Below are 15,192 nucleotides of genomic sequence, written 5' to 3'. Positions count from 1 at the left end.
GGGCCACAGGTCAGCTCATTGCCAGGCCGCGTCAGTTGGTGGGGTGGGTCAGGTGGTGGTGAGGGTGTGTAGTTGGAAGCGGCGGAGTTGGGCGGGGGCGCGGCCTGCGCAGGTGAGGCGGACGTCGATGGTGTCGAGGTGGACTGAGAGCTCGATCCTGAGCTGCGTGGTGCCGGTGGTGAGGTCGACTTGCCAATGGTCGGTGTGGAGTTGGCGGACGGCTTTTGGGAGGAGTTCGTTGACGGCGAGCGAGTGGCCGGCAGTGCGGGCGTAGTGCTGGGCTGCTTGGACGGGAGGAATGAACGCGCCTGATCCGCGGAGGAGGTCAGGCACGACCAGGCCTTCGTCGTGGTGTTTGGCGAGTTCGACGGCGCGGGCTACTGAGACGTGGCCGTAGAACAGGCTGTGCGGTAGGACGACGACGTTCGCGGCGAACCGGTCGCCGCCGATGTGGCTGCACTCCCAGGTGCGTTCGGGGTAAGCAGCCGTTAACGCGGCCGCCACCGGTCGCCCGCGTACGGCGCAACACGCGTCGTGCCGTCCGTGCGTACACACCAGGTAGATCGGCTCGTCGCTGGGCTCACCCGGATCCGTTCCTGCAAGCACATCCAGCAGGTGCTCATCCGACGGCAACTCGCCCCACCGCATCGACTCCCGCCCAGGCCGGCAGTCCACCAATCCCCACTTCCGCGGCACCCCCCGATCAACCCGCCCGAACCGCCGAATCAGCACCGGCCGAATCCCCAACTCCCCACACCGCCGTGCGATTTCAGTTCCCAGGTTGGACGGCAATGCGGTGAGGGCGGTGCGGGGCCAGGGGGAAAAGGATTCGAGGAGGAGCCACTGGGTGGCGGGTGGGGCGGTGGCGTGGAGGGGGTCGCGGCGGCGGTCGGCCAGGGCGGCACAGCCTGTTTCTGGTCGGTACCTTTCAGCCACCATGCCTGTCCGCCTCACGTCACAACCTCGGAGCTGTACAACTTCCGGCTGGTGTTGCCAGTTGCAACCAATCTACGGTCCACGTCGAGTCTGACAGTCGGGCACGAGGCACATCCAAGGCCGCATCCGAGCCACCGCCACACCCAGGCCGGCGCCACATCCGTGCCGACGCCGCATCCGTGCCGACGCCGCATCCGGGCCGCCGCCACGCGCGGGGAGGCGCCATGCGCGGGGCGGCGCGATGCGCGGGGTCGCGCGATGCGCGGGGTCGCGCCGTGTGCGGGGTCGCGCGATGCGCGGGGTCGCGCCGTGCGTGGTTTGGGGAGTGGGGGTGGCTAGGGGGTGGTGGTGATTAGGACTGCTTCGGTGAGGAGGCGGCGTACTAGGACTAGTTGGTCTTGTTCGTTGAGGGCGGGTAGGTCGCCTAGTTTGTGGTCGGTGCCGTTGCATAGGGCTTGGAGGGCGCTGAGGGTGGCTGGAGGGAAGGTAATGGTGCGGTCGGGTAGGTAGAGGATGACTGGATCGCCTGGTACGACGCGGCAGCGTAGGCCGGGCCTCAGGCGGACCGTGGTGCCTACGGCTAGTGAGGTGATTGAGGCGGCGTGGGCCAGGGGAGGTAGTGGGGCGGGGCGGGTGGTGGCCCAGGTGCGGCGGCGTAGTCGGGCTGCCAGGTCGTCGGGGCGGGCGGACTGGATCTGCTTGATGAAGAGTTCGGCCACCTCCGGCAGGATCTCGCTGATCTGCTCAGGGTCGGCAGGGTCGAAGCCGAGCGGTAGGGCAGCACGCAGCGCGGCCTGGTCTGCGGCGAGTGCGGCCAGCTCCTGCACGAGCAAGTAGCGCGTCATGGTGTGCAGGCCGACTGTCAGGTGCACGCTGACGCCACCTAGCGCCTTCGCCGAGTGCAGAAAGCCCCGCGGCACATACAGCGCATCCCCAGGCCGCAGTACGTCGTCAACCACCGGCGCCTTGTCCCGCGCAGCAGCCGCCACCGCCGCAGAGTGGTCCGTCCACGGTTGGTTGCGCAGTGGATCCACGTGCACCGGCTCGTGCACAGCCCAGTGCTTCTCGCCCGCCACCTGCAGCACGAAGACATCGTGTACGTCGTAGTGCGCCGAGAACCCCTGCGACTCGGCAGGAGTGATGTACGCGTTGATCTGCACCGGATGACCCGCGTCGACCGTCAGCTGCGTGGCGAAGTCGACCAACGCCGGCCAGGTGCGGTGCAGCGCCTGCAGTACGACGGTATGCCCGTCCGCGAACAGCGCAGCCACCTTGTCGTCGCGCACCTGGTCGGCGATCTCGGCGCCGACGCCACCCGACCCGGTGAACTCCTTGTCCCCGACGACCGCACCGTTCTTCGCGATCCGCAGGAACGGCGTCCGCAGGCCGCGGCGGGACAGCAGCTCGTCCGCGGCCGTCAGACTGAACAGGTCGTCGTACGGCGCGGGCAGGGCCGGACCGTGCGACAGCAGCGCGCGCTTCCCCCAGTAGGAGCGCGCGAACTCGTCCAGCTCACCTGCTACGCAGCGCCGGAGAGCCGGGCGCTCGTCCGGCAGCAGCCCGGCCCCCGGCACCGTCCTCACCAACTTCCGGAGCTCCCGCTGGCCCCACCGTCGGCGCCACCGTCCGCCCCGCCATCGCTGGCACCAGGCGAGGCGCCACCGTCCGCAGGTCCTTCCGAGCCGCCCCCGGCACCGCCATCGGCACCTCCGTCGGCACCTCCGTCGGCGCCGCCGTCGCTGACACCAGGCGAGGCGCCACCGTCCGCGGGCCCTTCACCGCCGGCTCCACCGTCGGCACCGCCATCAGTGCCGCCCGGCGTCGCCCCACCATCCGCGGGTCCCTCACTACCCGAGCCGCCAGACCCGTAGCCACCGGCCCCGCCGTCCGCACCACCATCAGTGGCACCCTGGCTGGCACCGCCGTCTGCCGGCCCCTCGCTCGAGCCGGCGCCGCCGTCGGCACCGCCATCCGTCGCACCCGCGGTCGCACCGCCGTCCGCCAGGCCTTCTTCGCCGTCGGACGAGGTCGTCATGTCGTCGTTGTTCAGGCTCATCGTGCTGCTCCCTTCGCAAGTGGCCGCGAGTGCCGGGACGTGAGCAGGCACCCTGGGACCATCCTGTGCGCAAATGGGAGTCGGACTAAACCCCTCGCGGGTTACAGCGGCCACTCGGTTGAACGGCGATGACCGCGCAGGTCGCGCCACACCTTCACGAACGCGTCCGTGACGTCCTCCGGCCGTACGGCGATCCGCAGCCAATCGGCCCCGAGTCCCGGGAACGTGTCCCCCCGCCGGACCGCGTATCCACGCTCCCGCAAGGCATTCCGCAGTACGTCGGCCCCTTGGACCTGCACGAGTACGAAAGGTCCCCGCGGGACGCCGTACGTCGAGACAGAGTCCCCCAATGCGTCCAGCAGATAGGCACGATCCCGGTCCAAGACAGCTGCAGCCTGAGCAGCCTCGACGAGAGCGTGCTCGTTGCTGCAGGCAATCGCTGCGGCCAGCGCAGGAGTGGACACCGGCCAATGCGGCTGCACAGCTGCCAACTGCTCGACGAGCCCCGGCGCAGCGAGCACGTACCCGACCCGCAGCCCCGCGAGCCCCCACGTCTTGGTCAGGCTACGGATCACCACCAGCCCCGGAATCGAAGCGCCCGCAAGCGACTCCGGCTCGCCAGGTACGGCGTCCATGAACGCCTCGTCGACCACCAGGACTCGACCAGGTCGAGCCAGCTCGCGCAGGTCGTCGGCGCGATGCAGCACAGAGGTCGGGTTGGTCGGATTGCCGATGACAACGAGATCCGCATCGGCCGGTACGGCGCGTGGATCGAGGACGAACCCGTCCTCCGCCCGCAAAATCACCCGGTCCACCACATGCCCGGCCGACCGCAACGCCGCCTCCGGCTCAGTGAACTGCGGATGAACGACCACCGCATGCCGCGGCCGAAACGCCCGCGCGACCAGCACAAACGCCTCCGCCGCCCCAGCCGTCAGCAACACCCGATCCGGCGTCACGCCATGCCGAGCGGCGACCGCTGCCAGCGCAGCCTCTTGCCGCGGGTACGACGCCAAGTCGCTCAGACTGCCCGCGATCTCCTCGACCAACCAGCCCGGCGGCGTCCCGACCCGGACGTTGACTGCCAGGTCGACCAGCCCGCCGCCGACCTCGAGATCGCCGTGATGATCCAGATCAAACCCATCGGCCACCCCTGGAGGCTAACCGCTCAGGCGCGGGCCCGGACTGTGAGTCCACTCACCGAGGCTGCACGGTGTAGCGCCGGTTCTCGAGCGACGGGTTCCGGTGCCGTACCTCGGACAGGCGCTCCAAAGACAAGTCGGCAAACGCATCGCCATCCGCCTCGCCCGCTGACGCAACAACCACTCCCTGAGGATCAATGACCTGGCTGAGGCCGCAGTACTTCTTCCCGTTCTGCGCGGCGGCCGCCACGTAGCAGGTGTTCTCCAACGCCCGCGCGGTCAGCAGCGTGGTCCAGTGGTGCTCCTTGAGCGGCCCGCGAACCCAGGCCGCCGGTACGACGAGCACCTGAGCGCCGGCGTCCACGAGCGCACGGGACAACTCCGGGAAGCGCAGGTCATAACAAGTCATCAGCCCGAACGACAGCCCGCCGATCGAGACGACGACCGGCGCGACATCACCCGCCGTCAACTGATCCGACTCCTTGTAGCCGAAGGCGTCGTACAGATGGATCTTCCGGTACGCGCCCAGCAGCGAGCCGTCCGCGCCGACGGCCAGCAACGTGTTGTACGGACGATCCTGGTCGCAACTGCGCTCGAACATCCCGGCCACGATCGCCACCCCGTGCTCGACCGCGCTCTTGCGCAGCGTCGCGACGAACTCCCCGTCCAGCGCCTCGGCAGCCTCCGCCACCGACCCGCCCTCGACGGCGAAGTCGGACATGATCGCTTCCGGCAGTACGACGAGGTCCGGTCGCTCACGCGCGGCGTCGGCGACGACTCTGGTCACCAGTTCACGGTTGGCGGCCTTGTCGTAGCTGCTGGCGGTCTGCACGACGGCGATCTTCATAGGTCCATGGTGCCCGAAAGCGTCGGTGGGGAAGACTGCGTGGCGTGGAGTACGACGCGCTGATTCTGGCCGGAGGTGGGTCGACCCGGTTCGGTGGGGTGGACAAGGCCATGCTGGTGCTCGACGGCGTCACGCTGCTCGACCGCGTGCTGACGGCAACGGTAGACGCGACGGCGACCGTCGTGGTCGGTCCGGAGCGTACGACGTGCCGCCCGGTCGCGTGGACCGTTGAGGACCCGCCCTCCGGCGGACCGCTGGCAGGCATCGCGGCAGGCTTGGCCCACGGCACCGCACCCGTGGTCGTCGTCCTCAGCTGCGACCTGCCGTGGGTGACGAACGCCGACATCGCCACCCTGCTCAACGGCCTCGGCGACCACGACGGCCACGGACTGCAGGACCCGGAAGGCCACGAACAACACCTCGCCACCGCGTACCGCCGTACCAAACTCGCCGAAGCCATCGAGCAAGCCGGCGATCCCCGGAACAGGTCAGTACGCCGTACGCTCGCCACCCTCGACCTCACCTGGTCGGCCCCGACCCGAGCCGGCCGCGACGTCGACACCTGGTCCGACCTCGATGGTTGACGCCATCGCAAAAGCCTTCCCGAACAGCGAGATCATCCCGCGCACCGGCGGTCAGCAGAACACGGTCGTCGAGGTACGCCGCCCCTCGCCGACCCGTGATCGTCGTGGGCCGGCGGGTACCGTGTGCTGCATGCGAGCTGTCGTGTGTGAGGGTGCCGGCGGGATCGACGTTCTGACGATCGGTGAGATCGACGACCCGAAGCCGGCTGTCGACGAGGTCGTCATCGACGTGGTCGCCGCGGGCGTGAACCGGGCCGACCTGCTCCAGCGACAGGGCCACTATCCACCGCCACCGGGTGCTCCCGGGACGATCGGGCTCGAGGTGTCCGGCACCATCTCCGCGGTCGGCGCGGAGGTCGCGGGCTGGTCGGTCGGTGACGAGTGCTGCGCGCTGCTCGCCGGTGGCGGGTACGCCGAGCAGGTCGTCGTACCGGCGCCGCAGGTGATGCCGGTGCCGGACGGGCTCGACCTGGTCAGCGCGGCTGCGCTGCCCGAGGTGGTCGCGACGGTCTGGTCGAACGTGTTCATGACCGCGCACCTGAAGGAGGGCGAGACGCTGCTCGTACACGGCGGCGCATCCGGGATCGGGACGATGGCGATCCAGCTCGCGGTCGCACACGGCGCGCGGGTGCTGTGCACGGTCGGCAGCACGGACAAGATGGAGTTCTGCACCCGGCTCGGCGCCGATGTGGCGATCAACTACAAGGACGCCGAGTGGGCCTCGGTGGTGAAGGAGGCGACCGGCAAGGCCGGCGCCGACGTGATCCTCGACATCATCGGCGCGAAGTACCTGGCCGACAACGTGAAGACGCTCGCGTACGACGGCCGCCTGGTCGTCATCGGGTTGCAGGGCGGGGCGAAGGGCGAGCTGGACCTCGGCAGGCTGATGTCGCGCCGCGGCTCGATCACCGGCACCGGGCTGCGCGCCCGCTCGGTCGAGGACAAGGGCCGGATCCTCGCCGAGGTGGTCGGCCACGTCTGGCCCCTGATCGCGGCGAAGAAGGTGCGGCCGATCGTCCACACCACCTTCCCCCTCGACCAGGTCCGGCGCGCCCACGAGACCCTCGAGCAGTCCACCCAGACCGGCAAGGTGCTGCTAACCCTCTGACGCCGGGAAGTTGGCGGCCAGCCAGTCCGGGTCGGGCGCGACCAGTTGGATGACGTCGATCCAGGTGCCCTCGGGGTCGCGGACGAAGAAGTGCCGCTGCCCGAAGACCTCGGTGACCACCTCGGTCTCGAGGTTCACGCCCGCCTCGGTCAGTGCCCGGGCGACCGCGTCGGCGTCCTCGACAACGAAACCGAAGAGGTTCGTGCTCTCGGTCAGCTTGTTGACCGCATCCGGCACGGTCGCGTGCCCGCGCTGACAGATCGCGAGCTCCCAGTCCGCCTCGCCGCGGCGGACTGTCACGAACCAGCCGAGGTCGATCGCGATCTGCAGGTCGAAGTGTTGCTGGTAGAAGGCGGCGACCTCCGCCGGTCGGTCGGTGACCACGGTGGCGCCGAATGACGCGGGTTGCATACGTTCTCCTGACTACTACAGCTGTCGTTGTTGTGTACGACAGTTGTAGTGGAACTCTGCTAGCCTTGTCAACATGCCGAGGAACCCCGAACGCCGTACCCAACTCGCCGACGCCGGTCTCGCCGTCCTCGCGGAAGCCGGCGCGCGTGGCCTGACGCATCGCGCCGTCGACGCCGCGGCGGGACTTCCAGCGGGTACGGCGTCCAACTACTTCCGGACCCGCGACGCATTACTCGGCGCACTCGGCGAGCGAATCTTCGAGCGACTCGCCCTCGACGAGGCTGTGCTCGAACCGTTGGCCAAGCGCGAGCCGGGAATCGACCTGATGGTCGACTACGTCCACTACATCGTCGAGCGGCTGCTCGGCCGGCCCGAGCTTTCCCTTGCCCTGCTGGAACTTCGGCTCGAGGCCGCCCGCCGACCGGGTCTGCACGAGATCCTGTCCCGCACCATCCGGCAGGGCTTCGACGCCGACGTCGCCTTCAACTCCAACGCCGGCCTCCCCGGCGGCGCCGAGGAGATCCGCCTGCTGCACTTCGCCATCGACGGCCTCGTCCTGGACCAGCTCACCCCTGGCACCGGTCGCCCGTACGACGTCGACACGACCACGGACCGCCTCGTCCGAAGGCTCGTCGAAGGGAAGCGTTGACCGGGGCATACTCGGTATGCATACTCAGTATCCATGTCGATCAAGCATGGACTGCTGGCCCTGCTCCGCCAGGACCCGAAGTACGGCTACCAGCTGCGCGGTGAGTTCGAGGCCGCGACCGGAGCCACCTGGCCGTTGAACATCGGGCAGGTCTACACGACACTCACCCGCCTCGAGCGGGACGGACTCGTCCGGGCCGCGTCGTCGGAGGGCGACGGCCGGTCGATGTACGAGATCACCGACGCCGGACGGGCGGAGCTGGCCGGCTGGTTCGACACCCCGGTCACCCGCGAGTCCCGGCCGCGTGACGAACTGGCGATCAAGCTCGCGCTGGCCCTCGCCGTACCGGGGATCGATGTGAGCGCCGTCGTCCAGCGGCAGCGGATGGCGACCATGCAGTCGCTGCAGGAGCTGACCAAGCTGAAGCGCGGCAGCCGGGACAGCGAGATCTCCTGGCAGCTCGTCCTGGAGTCGATGATCTTCGCCGCCGAGGCCGAGATCCGCTGGCTCGACCACTGCGAAGCCATGCTGCTACGTCACCGCGGCAAGGCATCCACGGCTCCGAAGGCCGCCGTACCGGCGCCGGAAGAGGAGGCCACGCGATGATCCTCGACATCCGCAAGCTGACCAGGACCCACGGGCAAGGCGAGCAGGCGGTGCATGCATTGCGAGGCGTCGACCTGTCCGTCGAAGCCGGTGAGCTCGTCGCCGTGATGGGTCCGTCGGGCTCGGGCAAGTCCACTCTGCTCACGTGCGCCGGCGGACTCGACCGGCCGACCGCCGGCGAAGTACTTGTCGACGGCAACAGTCTGACCACGCTGAGCCCCAACGCCGTGGCCGCGCTGCGCCGGCGCAGGATCGGCTACGTCTTCCAGGACTTCAATCTGATCCCCGCGCTGACCGCGGCCGAGAACGTCGCCCTGCCGCTCGAGCTCGACGGCACCCGGACCCGGGTCGCCCGCAAGTACGCCGAGGAAGCGCTGACGGAGGTGGCCATCGGTGAGCTCGCCGATCGATTCCCCGAGGACATGTCCGGTGGCCAACGGCAACGAGTTGCTATCGCCCGCGCGATCGTCGGCGAACGCCGGCTCCTGCTCGCCGACGAGCCCACCGGCGCCTTGGACTCCGACACCGGCGAGGCAGTCCTCCAACTCTTGCGGGACCGCTGCGACCAGCACGGCATCGCCGGTGTGCTCGTCACCCATGACGCCAGGCACGCCGCCTGGGCGGATCGCGTCGTCTACCTGCGCGATGGTGTGCTGGTAGGCCAGTCCGGTCCGCTGCCCGAGGCCGACGCCCTGCTGCAGGAGAGTCGCTGATGGGTGACTGGGGGCCGCCGCTTCGGATCGCCCGGCGCACCACGAGAAGGTCGCTCGGCCGGACGCTCCTGGTCGCAGCGCTGATCGGCCTCCCGGTGCTCGCCGTGACCTGGATGGGCGTGGTGCTGAAGACCAGTTCTCCGTCGGGGGAGACGCTGGCCAGGCTGAGTATCGGCCAGGCGGACGCGCAGGTGGGCGTCTCGCAGTACGGGAGATTCGCGCCGATGGACATGCCGCACGTGCTGGGCTCGTCGGAACCGGCGCCGGCTCAGGGCGCGGAGAAGCCGGTCCGGGTGCCGGCGACCTTCGACCCGCGGCCGTTGCTGCCGATCGGCAGCGTGCTGGCGAGGGCAATTGTCGAGGTCGGCACCGTCGACATCCAGGGACCGTCGACGACCAGCGCGGTCAGCGTGCTGACCGGTGATGCGAGCAGCCCGCTCGCGAAGGACCTGACCAGGCTCGACGAAGGGCGGTTCCCGGCGTCGCGGTCGGAGGTCGCGATCTCGCCGGCGTTGGCGAAGTACCTCGGCATCCGCGACCTCGGCGGTGCGACGGTTCGTAGCGCGGACGGAGCGTCGTACCAGGTTGTCGGGATCGTTCGGCCGACGAACCGGCCGCACGTGCGGAGCGTCCTCGCGACACCGGACACTTCACTGATCACCGTCGACCCGACCACCTCGGTGCAGTACCTGGTCGACCTGCCCGACGCGGTCGATGCGACCACTCTTGCCGCGCCGCTGCGCAGCCACGGCCTGTTCTTGTTGCCGCGGGCAAATATCGTGAACCCGCCACCGGAGATGTACGGCGGCGGATCAGGCGACATCGGCCCGTACGCCGCGATGGCGCTGGCGATCGGCCTGGGTGTGCTGGAGATCGTTCTGCTCGCAGGTACCGCGTTCGCGGTCGGCGCCCGACGGCAGACCCGCGAGCTCGGCCTGGTGATGGCAACCGGCGGTACGGCGCGCGACGTACGGCGGATCGTCCTGCTGCAAGGCCTGTTCGCCGGTGTGGTCGGAGTGACCGCGGGTCTGCTGCTGGCGGCCGTCGTACTGGTCGCCGGAAAGCCTTGGTGGGAACGGATGAACTCGACGCTGTTCCTGTCCTGGCAGATCCCGTGGGTCAGCGTGATCGTGATCGCCCTGCTCGGTGTGCTCGCCGGACTCGCCGCCGCCGTCGTTCCCGCAGTGAGCGCCGGCCGGCAGGCGCCGCTGGCCGCCTTGTCCGGACGGTTCGCCGCGACCATCGGCAGGGCCAAGATCCGCAAGGCTGCCGTGCTGATGGTGATCGCCGGCGTCGCGTCGGTTCTGATCGGCAGCACGATGCTTGCATCGGCGCTCGCCGAAGCCAGGCGGATGTTGCCGTCGGACGCCGACTACCAGGCGACTGTGACGCCGACCGGCCCGATTGCCCTTGTTTTGCTGGGAATCACTGCGGTGATCGCCGGGCTGGTCTGGATGCTGCCCAACCTGGTCGGCAAGCTCTCGAGCCTCGCCGGACACCTGCCGCTGAGCGGACGGCTGGCACTGCGCGACGCAGCCCGGCACCGTCACCGCACCGGTCCGGCCACGGCGGCGATCATGATGGCTGTCGCCGGTACGGCGGCGCTCGCCTTCGCAGCGTCGAACGGGATTGCCGCGGAGGCGAAGGACTACCTGCCGGAAGGACGGCCGGGCAACGCGACGGTCCCGTTCGACACCGGTGGATCCGGCTCGGTGCCGTACTCCGCCTCGACCGAGCAGCGGATCGCGTCAGTGCTGCCGACTCAGCACACGTTCCGCGTCGGCACCGTGACCGCACCCGGGGTCAAGCCGATCGGTGAGTACGTGCCGACGATCATCGCCCGCGCGCCGGAGACGACCGTCGGCCAGGCAGGATTCAGCGTGCTCGTGGTCGATCCGGCGTACGTGGAGAAGTTCGCGGGTCTCGAGCGCGCGGCCGAGGAGCTGCGCGCCGGGCGGATTCTGCTGCCGAGGGCCGACCTGACCACCAAGGACACCGTCGAACTGATTAGCGACACCCCCACCAGCAGCAAGCGGGTCGCCCGCCACCCGGCCGTCTACGCAGGCGGCGTGCCGGCGACCCGGCTGCTGAAGACCAACGCGCTCATCAGCCCGGAAGCGGCCGCCAAGCTCGGCACCATCAACACGATCAGCGTCGAGTACGAGCTGAGCCGTCCGCCGACCGACGACGAACTCGCCGCAGCGCATCGGTTGCTCGGGCGCGACGACCTGCTGACCATCGAGAACGGGTACCAAAGCCCCGCACGTGCGTTCCTGATCGGGATCCTGACGGCGGCGACCGTGGTCACGTTGCTCGGCGTCGCAATCTCGGTGTCGCTGTCTGCCGCCGAGGGCCGAGCCGACCTGGCGACGCTCGCAGCGATTGGTGCCCAACCGCGAAGGCGGCGGAACCTGGCAGCCGCGCAAGCGTGGGTGCTGGGACAACTCGGTTGTGTGCTGGGCGTGGGTGTCGGCGCGCTCTACGGCTACACAGCGCACGCCGCCTTCGGATCACCGCACTTCATGGTGCCGTGGCTGGAGATCGGCGGCATCGTGGTCGCCGTACCGCTGTTCGCCGGGTTGCTCGCCTGGCTGATGACGCGGTCACGACTACCGATGGTCAGCCGAATCGACTAGCGCTAGCTCGGGGTAGGCAACCGGGTACGGCGGTGTGCTTGTGACTCTCCATTGGCCGCAGGCACACCGCTGGTAGACGACCAGGCCTGCACTGACCTGATGGGAGGACGCCACCTGCCAGCGGTGGCGGTGGGCTTCGAGTCTGGTTGTCATGAATCCATCGTGATGTAATGGCATTATGCATCTCAACCCTTACGGTGCCGACGCGGTCCTGCTGGCCGTCAACCTCGTCACCCGGCCGGCGACCACACCCGAGGAGTTGGCCGAGCGCTGCGAGGAGAGCGGGGTCGAGAGCCGGCTGGTGCGGGAGCGACACGTGACCGCCGACGACCTGGCCGCCGTACGGGTCGCGCTGGATGAGTGGCTGGACGTGGTGGACGCCAAGGATGAGCAGTCCCGCGTCGACCTGGTCAACGCGATGCTGGCCAAGTACACCGAGCATCCGCGGCTCACCAACCACGCCGGCGATGGCTGGCACGTGCACTACCGGCCGGACAAGGTCCCGGTCGGCCGACTGGTCGCGACCCTGATCAGCACCGGTACGGCGTTGCACCTTGCAGGCCGCGGGATCACCCGGCTCGGCCGGTGCGCGACTGTGGGTTGCGACAACGTCTACGCCGACCTGTCCCGCACCGGCAGGCAGCGCTACTGCAGCCCCGCCTGCGCCAACCGGGACGCAGTACGGCGGCACCGCGCTCGCTCCTCGTAGTCGCGTCGAGGTTGTCCACAGCCCGCCCGCGTACCGCGCGTAGGGGAGCCTAGGATGGGCAGATGACCGAGAGCAGCAGCGAGGGCCAGGAAGTTCCGATGGCCGGGGCGCGGACCGAGGACGGCAAGGTGCTGATCGTCGGGCCGGACGGCATGGCCGTCGAGGGGCCGCCGCGCTCCGACAGCGACCGCGACGAGCAGGACGAGCCCCGGTCGGTGACCGAGCTCGTCGAGCAGCCGGCCAAGGTGATGCGGGTCGCGAACATGATCCGGCAGCTCCTCGAGGAGGTGAAGTCGGCGCCGCTCGACGAAGCCTCCCGGCAGCGGCTGAAGTCGATCCACGAGGTCTCCATCAAGGAGCTCGAGAGCGGCCTGGCGCCGGAGCTGGTCGAGGAGCTGGAACGCCTCAGCCTCGACTTCACCGACGACACCGTGCCGACCGAGGCCGAGCTGCGGATCGCGCAGGCCCAGCTGGTCGGCTGGCTGGAAGGCCTGTTCCACGGCATCCAGACGGCGCTGTTCGCCCAGCAGATGGCGGCCCGCCAGCAGTTGGAGGGCATGCGCCGCGCGCTCCCCGGCGGCCAGCAGGTGCACGGCGAGGAACCCGCGGGCTTCCCGGGCTCTCCGCAGGCCGCCAACACCGACGGCCCCGGCAGCGGCGGGATGTATCTGTAACGCCTTAATTCAGCGCCTCGCGCCAGGTGTCGTTCGAGCGATTGCGGCGTTCAGGTGCGTGCATCGCGGTGCTTGAGCAGTGGCCTCGATGCGGAGCATCGTGGGCGCTGGGCAAGTGCCGCGAGGTGCGTGCCTGGGCGTCGCAAGCGCCGAAGGACACCTGGCGCGAGGCGCTAAGGCTGAAACAACTCTTCGAGGACGGCGGCGACGCCGTCCTCGTCGTTTGTGGGGCACACTTCGTCAACCACGGCGAGGACTTCGGCGTGCGCGTTGGCCACGCCGTACGACGTACCGGCCCAGGCGAGCATCGGCAGGTCGTTGATCGAGTCACCGAAAGCGACCGAATCGTTAGCCGGGATCCCTTGCGTAGCAGCGAAATCGGCCAGCATCGCCGCCTTCGACACGCCGCTCGCGGAGATCTCGACCAGGCTCGTCCCGCCGCTGTGACTGGCGGTGACACGGCCGGCCACCAACGGATCGATGCGCGCGAGCAACTCGTCGGAGTGCCAACTCGGGTGCCGGACCAGCAGTTTCGCGGCCGGTTCGGACAGCAGGACGTCGATTCCGGCCACCAACGTGTCGTCGGGTTTCGGCCAGCGGTTGAGGTAGTTCGGCTCCTGCCCGTATCGGTTGGAGCGCTCGATCGCGAACTCCACCTCGGGAATCTCGGCCCGGATCGCCTCCGCGACCTCGAGCGCGACCGCCGGGTCGATCAGCCGGGTCCGGATCGGCTGCCGGCGGACGACGTCGTACAAAATAGCGCCGTTGGCAACAATCGCGACACCGTGCTCGCCGACCAGGTCGGCCAGGTCGTGCAGCCAGCGAGGTGGCCGGGCGGTGACCATCACGAAAACACTGCCCGCGCGTTGCGCCGCAAGCACAGCCGAACGCGTGCGATCGGAGATCGTTCCGTCGCTGCGTACTAAGGTTCCGTCAAGATCGGTCGCGATCAGGCGGGGTGGGCGGAGGTCGTCAGGGGCCGTCACGAGACCACCGTATCCGGCCTGGTGAGGATTGTTCATTACCCCTCCGAGCAGGTCCGGCGCAAGCGATCAGCCAGCGGTTTCAGACGTTTCTGACCAATCTGATTGAGCCTTGAACAACGTCACCAGACCGTTACGGCAGGATGCTGCAAAGGCAGCAAGTTCCCCTGCGCAGCACGGTTTACGCATGATTTCATGCGGAGGTCTGGCGGGGAACCGGGGGCGCTTCGACCGCGTCGTAGAGCCTGTTCTGGATCAGCGCGACTGATGCAGCCCCACCCTGGAAGCACACACAAACGTCGAAGAACTGTTGCGGAATTGGCTGCAACCAAAACCGCATCAGCGGCGTCAACAGTTATGGATCGGTGCGTCCCGTGCGGGACGACACGGTGGGTCGGCAACAGTTCGCCGGTTCATCAGCTAGTGGATCCGCGTGGCCGAACGTCGTTCACCGTTCGTTCATACGGGTCCTAATACTTGGGGAGCCACATGACCGTCAACAGCGCCAATCTAGCGGGATCAGGGGGCAGCAGTTCCCGAGCCGCTGTCGACACATCTTCCACCACGGAAGGGGCAATGACCGGCTGCATCGCGCGGTCGGATATTTTCCAGCACCGGCTGATGGAAGAGCCGCCGCCCGCGTCCGCCACCCGGCGCACGCGCGAGCGGTACGAACAGCTCGTGCGGGAGGCGAAGGCCTTGTGCGCTTCGTGCCCGCTGTTCACCGACTGCCTCTACAGCGCGGTCGCCGAGCACGACGTCAGCGGTTTCGTCGCCGGAACCACTGCTGTACAACGGCGTTCGATGCGCAACCTGCTCGACGTCGAGGTGCAGGCCGATGACTTCGACCAGCTCGCCGGGGCCCGCGGGACCCGCCGGCCGGTCAGCCACGAAGAGGTGCTGCGGCTGCGGACGCAGTACCCGAACGACAGCCTGGAGTCGCTGGCCATGCGGCTCGGCTGCTCGCTCTCGACGGTGAAGCGTCACCTGCGCCGCGCCCGCCGCGGCCAGAGCCCGGCCGTCAAGACGCCGCGTCCGCGGCCCGCGGTCGGCGCCGTCCTGGACGCGTTCGACGCGGTCGTCGACCAGCAGCGCCAGCAGCGCCGGACCGGCAGCAGCCGCGTCGCCTGACCCGATA

Annotated in this window: 16 protein-coding genes; 9 read left to right on the top strand and 7 right to left on the bottom strand. The window is 69.0% G+C overall.

What is annotated here, in order from left to right; all coding sequences use genetic code 11:
• Nucleotides 1–48 precede the first annotated feature (48 nt).
• From ACIBL3_RS04160 to ACIBL3_RS04140, 5 genes are all read right to left on the bottom strand, one after another.
• Nucleotides 49–732 (bottom strand): sucrase ferredoxin, encoded by a 684-nt coding sequence (locus ACIBL3_RS04160; RefSeq protein ID WP_396351698.1) that lies wholly within the window; start codon nt 730–732, stop codon nt 49–51.
• Nucleotides 733–1,271: 539 nt separating this feature from the next.
• Nucleotides 1,272–2,519 carry a cupin domain-containing protein gene (locus ACIBL3_RS04155; protein WP_396351697.1) on the bottom strand — a complete coding sequence of 416 codons (1,248 nt, stop codon included), beginning with the start codon at nt 2,517–2,519 and terminating at the stop codon, nt 1,272–1,274.
• On the bottom strand, nt 2,516–2,992 hold the full coding sequence (locus ACIBL3_RS04150) for a BatC protein (RefSeq protein ID WP_396351696.1): 477 nt from the start codon (nt 2,990–2,992) through the stop codon (nt 2,516–2,518). The genes ACIBL3_RS04155 and ACIBL3_RS04150 overlap by 4 nt, the downstream gene beginning before the upstream one ends.
• A gap of 101 nt (nt 2,993–3,093) precedes the next feature.
• Nucleotides 3,094–4,143 carry an Rv2231c family pyridoxal phosphate-dependent protein CobC gene (gene cobC, locus ACIBL3_RS04145; protein ID WP_396351695.1) on the bottom strand — a complete coding sequence of 350 codons (1,050 nt, stop codon included), beginning with the start codon at nt 4,141–4,143 and terminating at the stop codon, nt 3,094–3,096.
• A 46-nt stretch (nt 4,144–4,189) separates the two neighbouring features.
• Nucleotides 4,190–4,981, bottom strand: coding sequence for a carbon-nitrogen hydrolase family protein (locus ACIBL3_RS04140; protein ID WP_396351694.1), 792 nt, complete (start codon nt 4,979–4,981; stop codon nt 4,190–4,192).
• A 44-nt stretch (nt 4,982–5,025) separates the two neighbouring features.
• On the opposite strand from ACIBL3_RS04140, the gene ACIBL3_RS04135 reads away from it, so the two are divergent.
• The gene (locus tag ACIBL3_RS04135; RefSeq protein WP_396351693.1) at nt 5,026–5,565 is read left to right on the top strand and encodes a molybdenum cofactor guanylyltransferase; all 540 of its coding nucleotides are present in this window, start codon (nt 5,026–5,028) and stop codon (nt 5,563–5,565) included.
• Nucleotides 5,566–5,695: 130 nt separating this feature from the next.
• Nucleotides 5,696–6,673, top strand: a complete 978-nt coding sequence (locus ACIBL3_RS04130; protein WP_396351692.1) for an NAD(P)H-quinone oxidoreductase — start codon at nt 5,696–5,698, stop codon at nt 6,671–6,673.
• On the opposite strand, the gene ACIBL3_RS04125 is transcribed toward ACIBL3_RS04130, so the two are convergent.
• Nucleotides 6,662–7,084, bottom strand: a complete 423-nt coding sequence (locus ACIBL3_RS04125; protein ID WP_396351691.1) for a VOC family protein — start codon at nt 7,082–7,084, stop codon at nt 6,662–6,664. The two genes, ACIBL3_RS04130 and ACIBL3_RS04125, sit on opposite strands and share 12 nt — an antisense overlap.
• A 73-nt stretch (nt 7,085–7,157) precedes the next feature.
• On the opposite strand from ACIBL3_RS04125, the gene ACIBL3_RS04120 reads away from it, so the two are divergent.
• The 6 genes from ACIBL3_RS04120 to ACIBL3_RS04095 all read left to right on the top strand — a co-directional run bounded on the left by ACIBL3_RS04120 (nt 7,158) and on the right by ACIBL3_RS04095 (nt 13,071).
• Nucleotides 7,158–7,733 (top strand): TetR/AcrR family transcriptional regulator, encoded by a 576-nt coding sequence (locus tag ACIBL3_RS04120; protein WP_396351690.1) that lies wholly within the window; start codon nt 7,158–7,160, stop codon nt 7,731–7,733.
• A gap of 33 nt (nt 7,734–7,766) precedes the next feature.
• Complete coding sequence (locus tag ACIBL3_RS04115; protein WP_396351689.1) at nt 7,767–8,339, top strand: PadR family transcriptional regulator; 573 nt, start codon at nt 7,767–7,769, stop codon at nt 8,337–8,339.
• Nucleotides 8,336–9,052 (top strand): ABC transporter ATP-binding protein, encoded by a 717-nt coding sequence (locus tag ACIBL3_RS04110; RefSeq protein WP_396351688.1) that lies wholly within the window; start codon nt 8,336–8,338, stop codon nt 9,050–9,052. The genes ACIBL3_RS04115 and ACIBL3_RS04110 overlap by 4 nt, the downstream gene beginning before the upstream one ends.
• Nucleotides 9,052–11,688 carry an FtsX-like permease family protein gene (locus ACIBL3_RS04105; RefSeq protein WP_396351687.1) on the top strand — a complete coding sequence of 879 codons (2,637 nt, stop codon included), beginning with the start codon at nt 9,052–9,054 and terminating at the stop codon, nt 11,686–11,688. The genes ACIBL3_RS04110 and ACIBL3_RS04105 overlap by 1 nt, the downstream gene beginning before the upstream one ends.
• A gap of 178 nt (nt 11,689–11,866) precedes the next feature.
• Nucleotides 11,867–12,397, top strand: coding sequence for a CGNR zinc finger domain-containing protein (locus ACIBL3_RS04100; protein ID WP_396351686.1), 531 nt, complete (start codon nt 11,867–11,869; stop codon nt 12,395–12,397).
• Between the two features lie 62 nt (nt 12,398–12,459).
• The gene (locus tag ACIBL3_RS04095) at nt 12,460–13,071 is read left to right on the top strand and encodes a bacterial proteasome activator family protein (protein ID WP_396351685.1); all 612 of its coding nucleotides are present in this window, start codon (nt 12,460–12,462) and stop codon (nt 13,069–13,071) included.
• A 173-nt stretch (nt 13,072–13,244) separates the two neighbouring features.
• On the opposite strand, the gene ACIBL3_RS04090 is transcribed toward ACIBL3_RS04095, so the two are convergent.
• Nucleotides 13,245–14,057 (bottom strand): HAD family hydrolase, encoded by an 813-nt coding sequence (locus tag ACIBL3_RS04090; RefSeq protein ID WP_396351684.1) that lies wholly within the window; start codon nt 14,055–14,057, stop codon nt 13,245–13,247.
• A 573-nt stretch (nt 14,058–14,630) separates the two neighbouring features.
• Here ACIBL3_RS04090 and ACIBL3_RS04085 point away from each other — a divergent pair.
• A complete protein-coding gene (locus tag ACIBL3_RS04085) occupies nt 14,631–15,185 on the top strand; it encodes a WhiB family transcriptional regulator (protein ID WP_396351683.1) in 555 nt (184 codons plus the stop codon).
• Nucleotides 15,186–15,192 lie beyond the last annotated feature (7 nt).

The organism is Kribbella sp. NPDC050124 (genome assembly GCF_044460355.1).
Classification (GTDB): domain Bacteria; phylum Actinomycetota; class Actinomycetes; order Propionibacteriales; family Kribbellaceae; genus Kribbella.
This window is presented reverse-complemented; position numbering and strand designations above follow the sequence as displayed.

Bases quoted from the DNA above. Each gene is read 5' to 3' on its own strand.
- ACIBL3_RS04150 (WP_396351696.1), bottom strand. From the start codon at position 2,992: ATGAGCCTGAACAACGACGACATGACGACCTCGTCCGACGGCGAAGAA.
- ACIBL3_RS04140 (WP_396351694.1), bottom strand. From the start codon at position 4,981: ATGAAGATCGCCGTCGTGCAGACCGCCAGCAGCTACGACAAGGCCGCC.
- ACIBL3_RS04130 (WP_396351692.1), top strand. From the start codon at position 5,696: ATGCGAGCTGTCGTGTGTGAGGGTGCCGGCGGGATCGACGTTCTGACG.
- ACIBL3_RS04125 (WP_396351691.1), bottom strand. From the start codon at position 7,084: ATGCAACCCGCGTCATTCGGCGCCACCGTGGTCACCGACCGACCGGCG.
- ACIBL3_RS04120 (WP_396351690.1), top strand. From the start codon at position 7,158: ATGCCGAGGAACCCCGAACGCCGTACCCAACTCGCCGACGCCGGTCTC.
- ACIBL3_RS04115 (WP_396351689.1), top strand. From the start codon at position 7,767: ATGTCGATCAAGCATGGACTGCTGGCCCTGCTCCGCCAGGACCCGAAG.
- ACIBL3_RS04110 (WP_396351688.1), top strand. From the start codon at position 8,336: ATGATCCTCGACATCCGCAAGCTGACCAGGACCCACGGGCAAGGCGAG.
- ACIBL3_RS04105 (WP_396351687.1), top strand. From the start codon at position 9,052: ATGGGTGACTGGGGGCCGCCGCTTCGGATCGCCCGGCGCACCACGAGA.
- ACIBL3_RS04100 (WP_396351686.1), top strand. From the start codon at position 11,867: ATGCATCTCAACCCTTACGGTGCCGACGCGGTCCTGCTGGCCGTCAAC.
- ACIBL3_RS04095 (WP_396351685.1), top strand. From the start codon at position 12,460: ATGACCGAGAGCAGCAGCGAGGGCCAGGAAGTTCCGATGGCCGGGGCG.
- ACIBL3_RS04085 (WP_396351683.1), top strand. From the start codon at position 14,631: ATGACCGGCTGCATCGCGCGGTCGGATATTTTCCAGCACCGGCTGATG.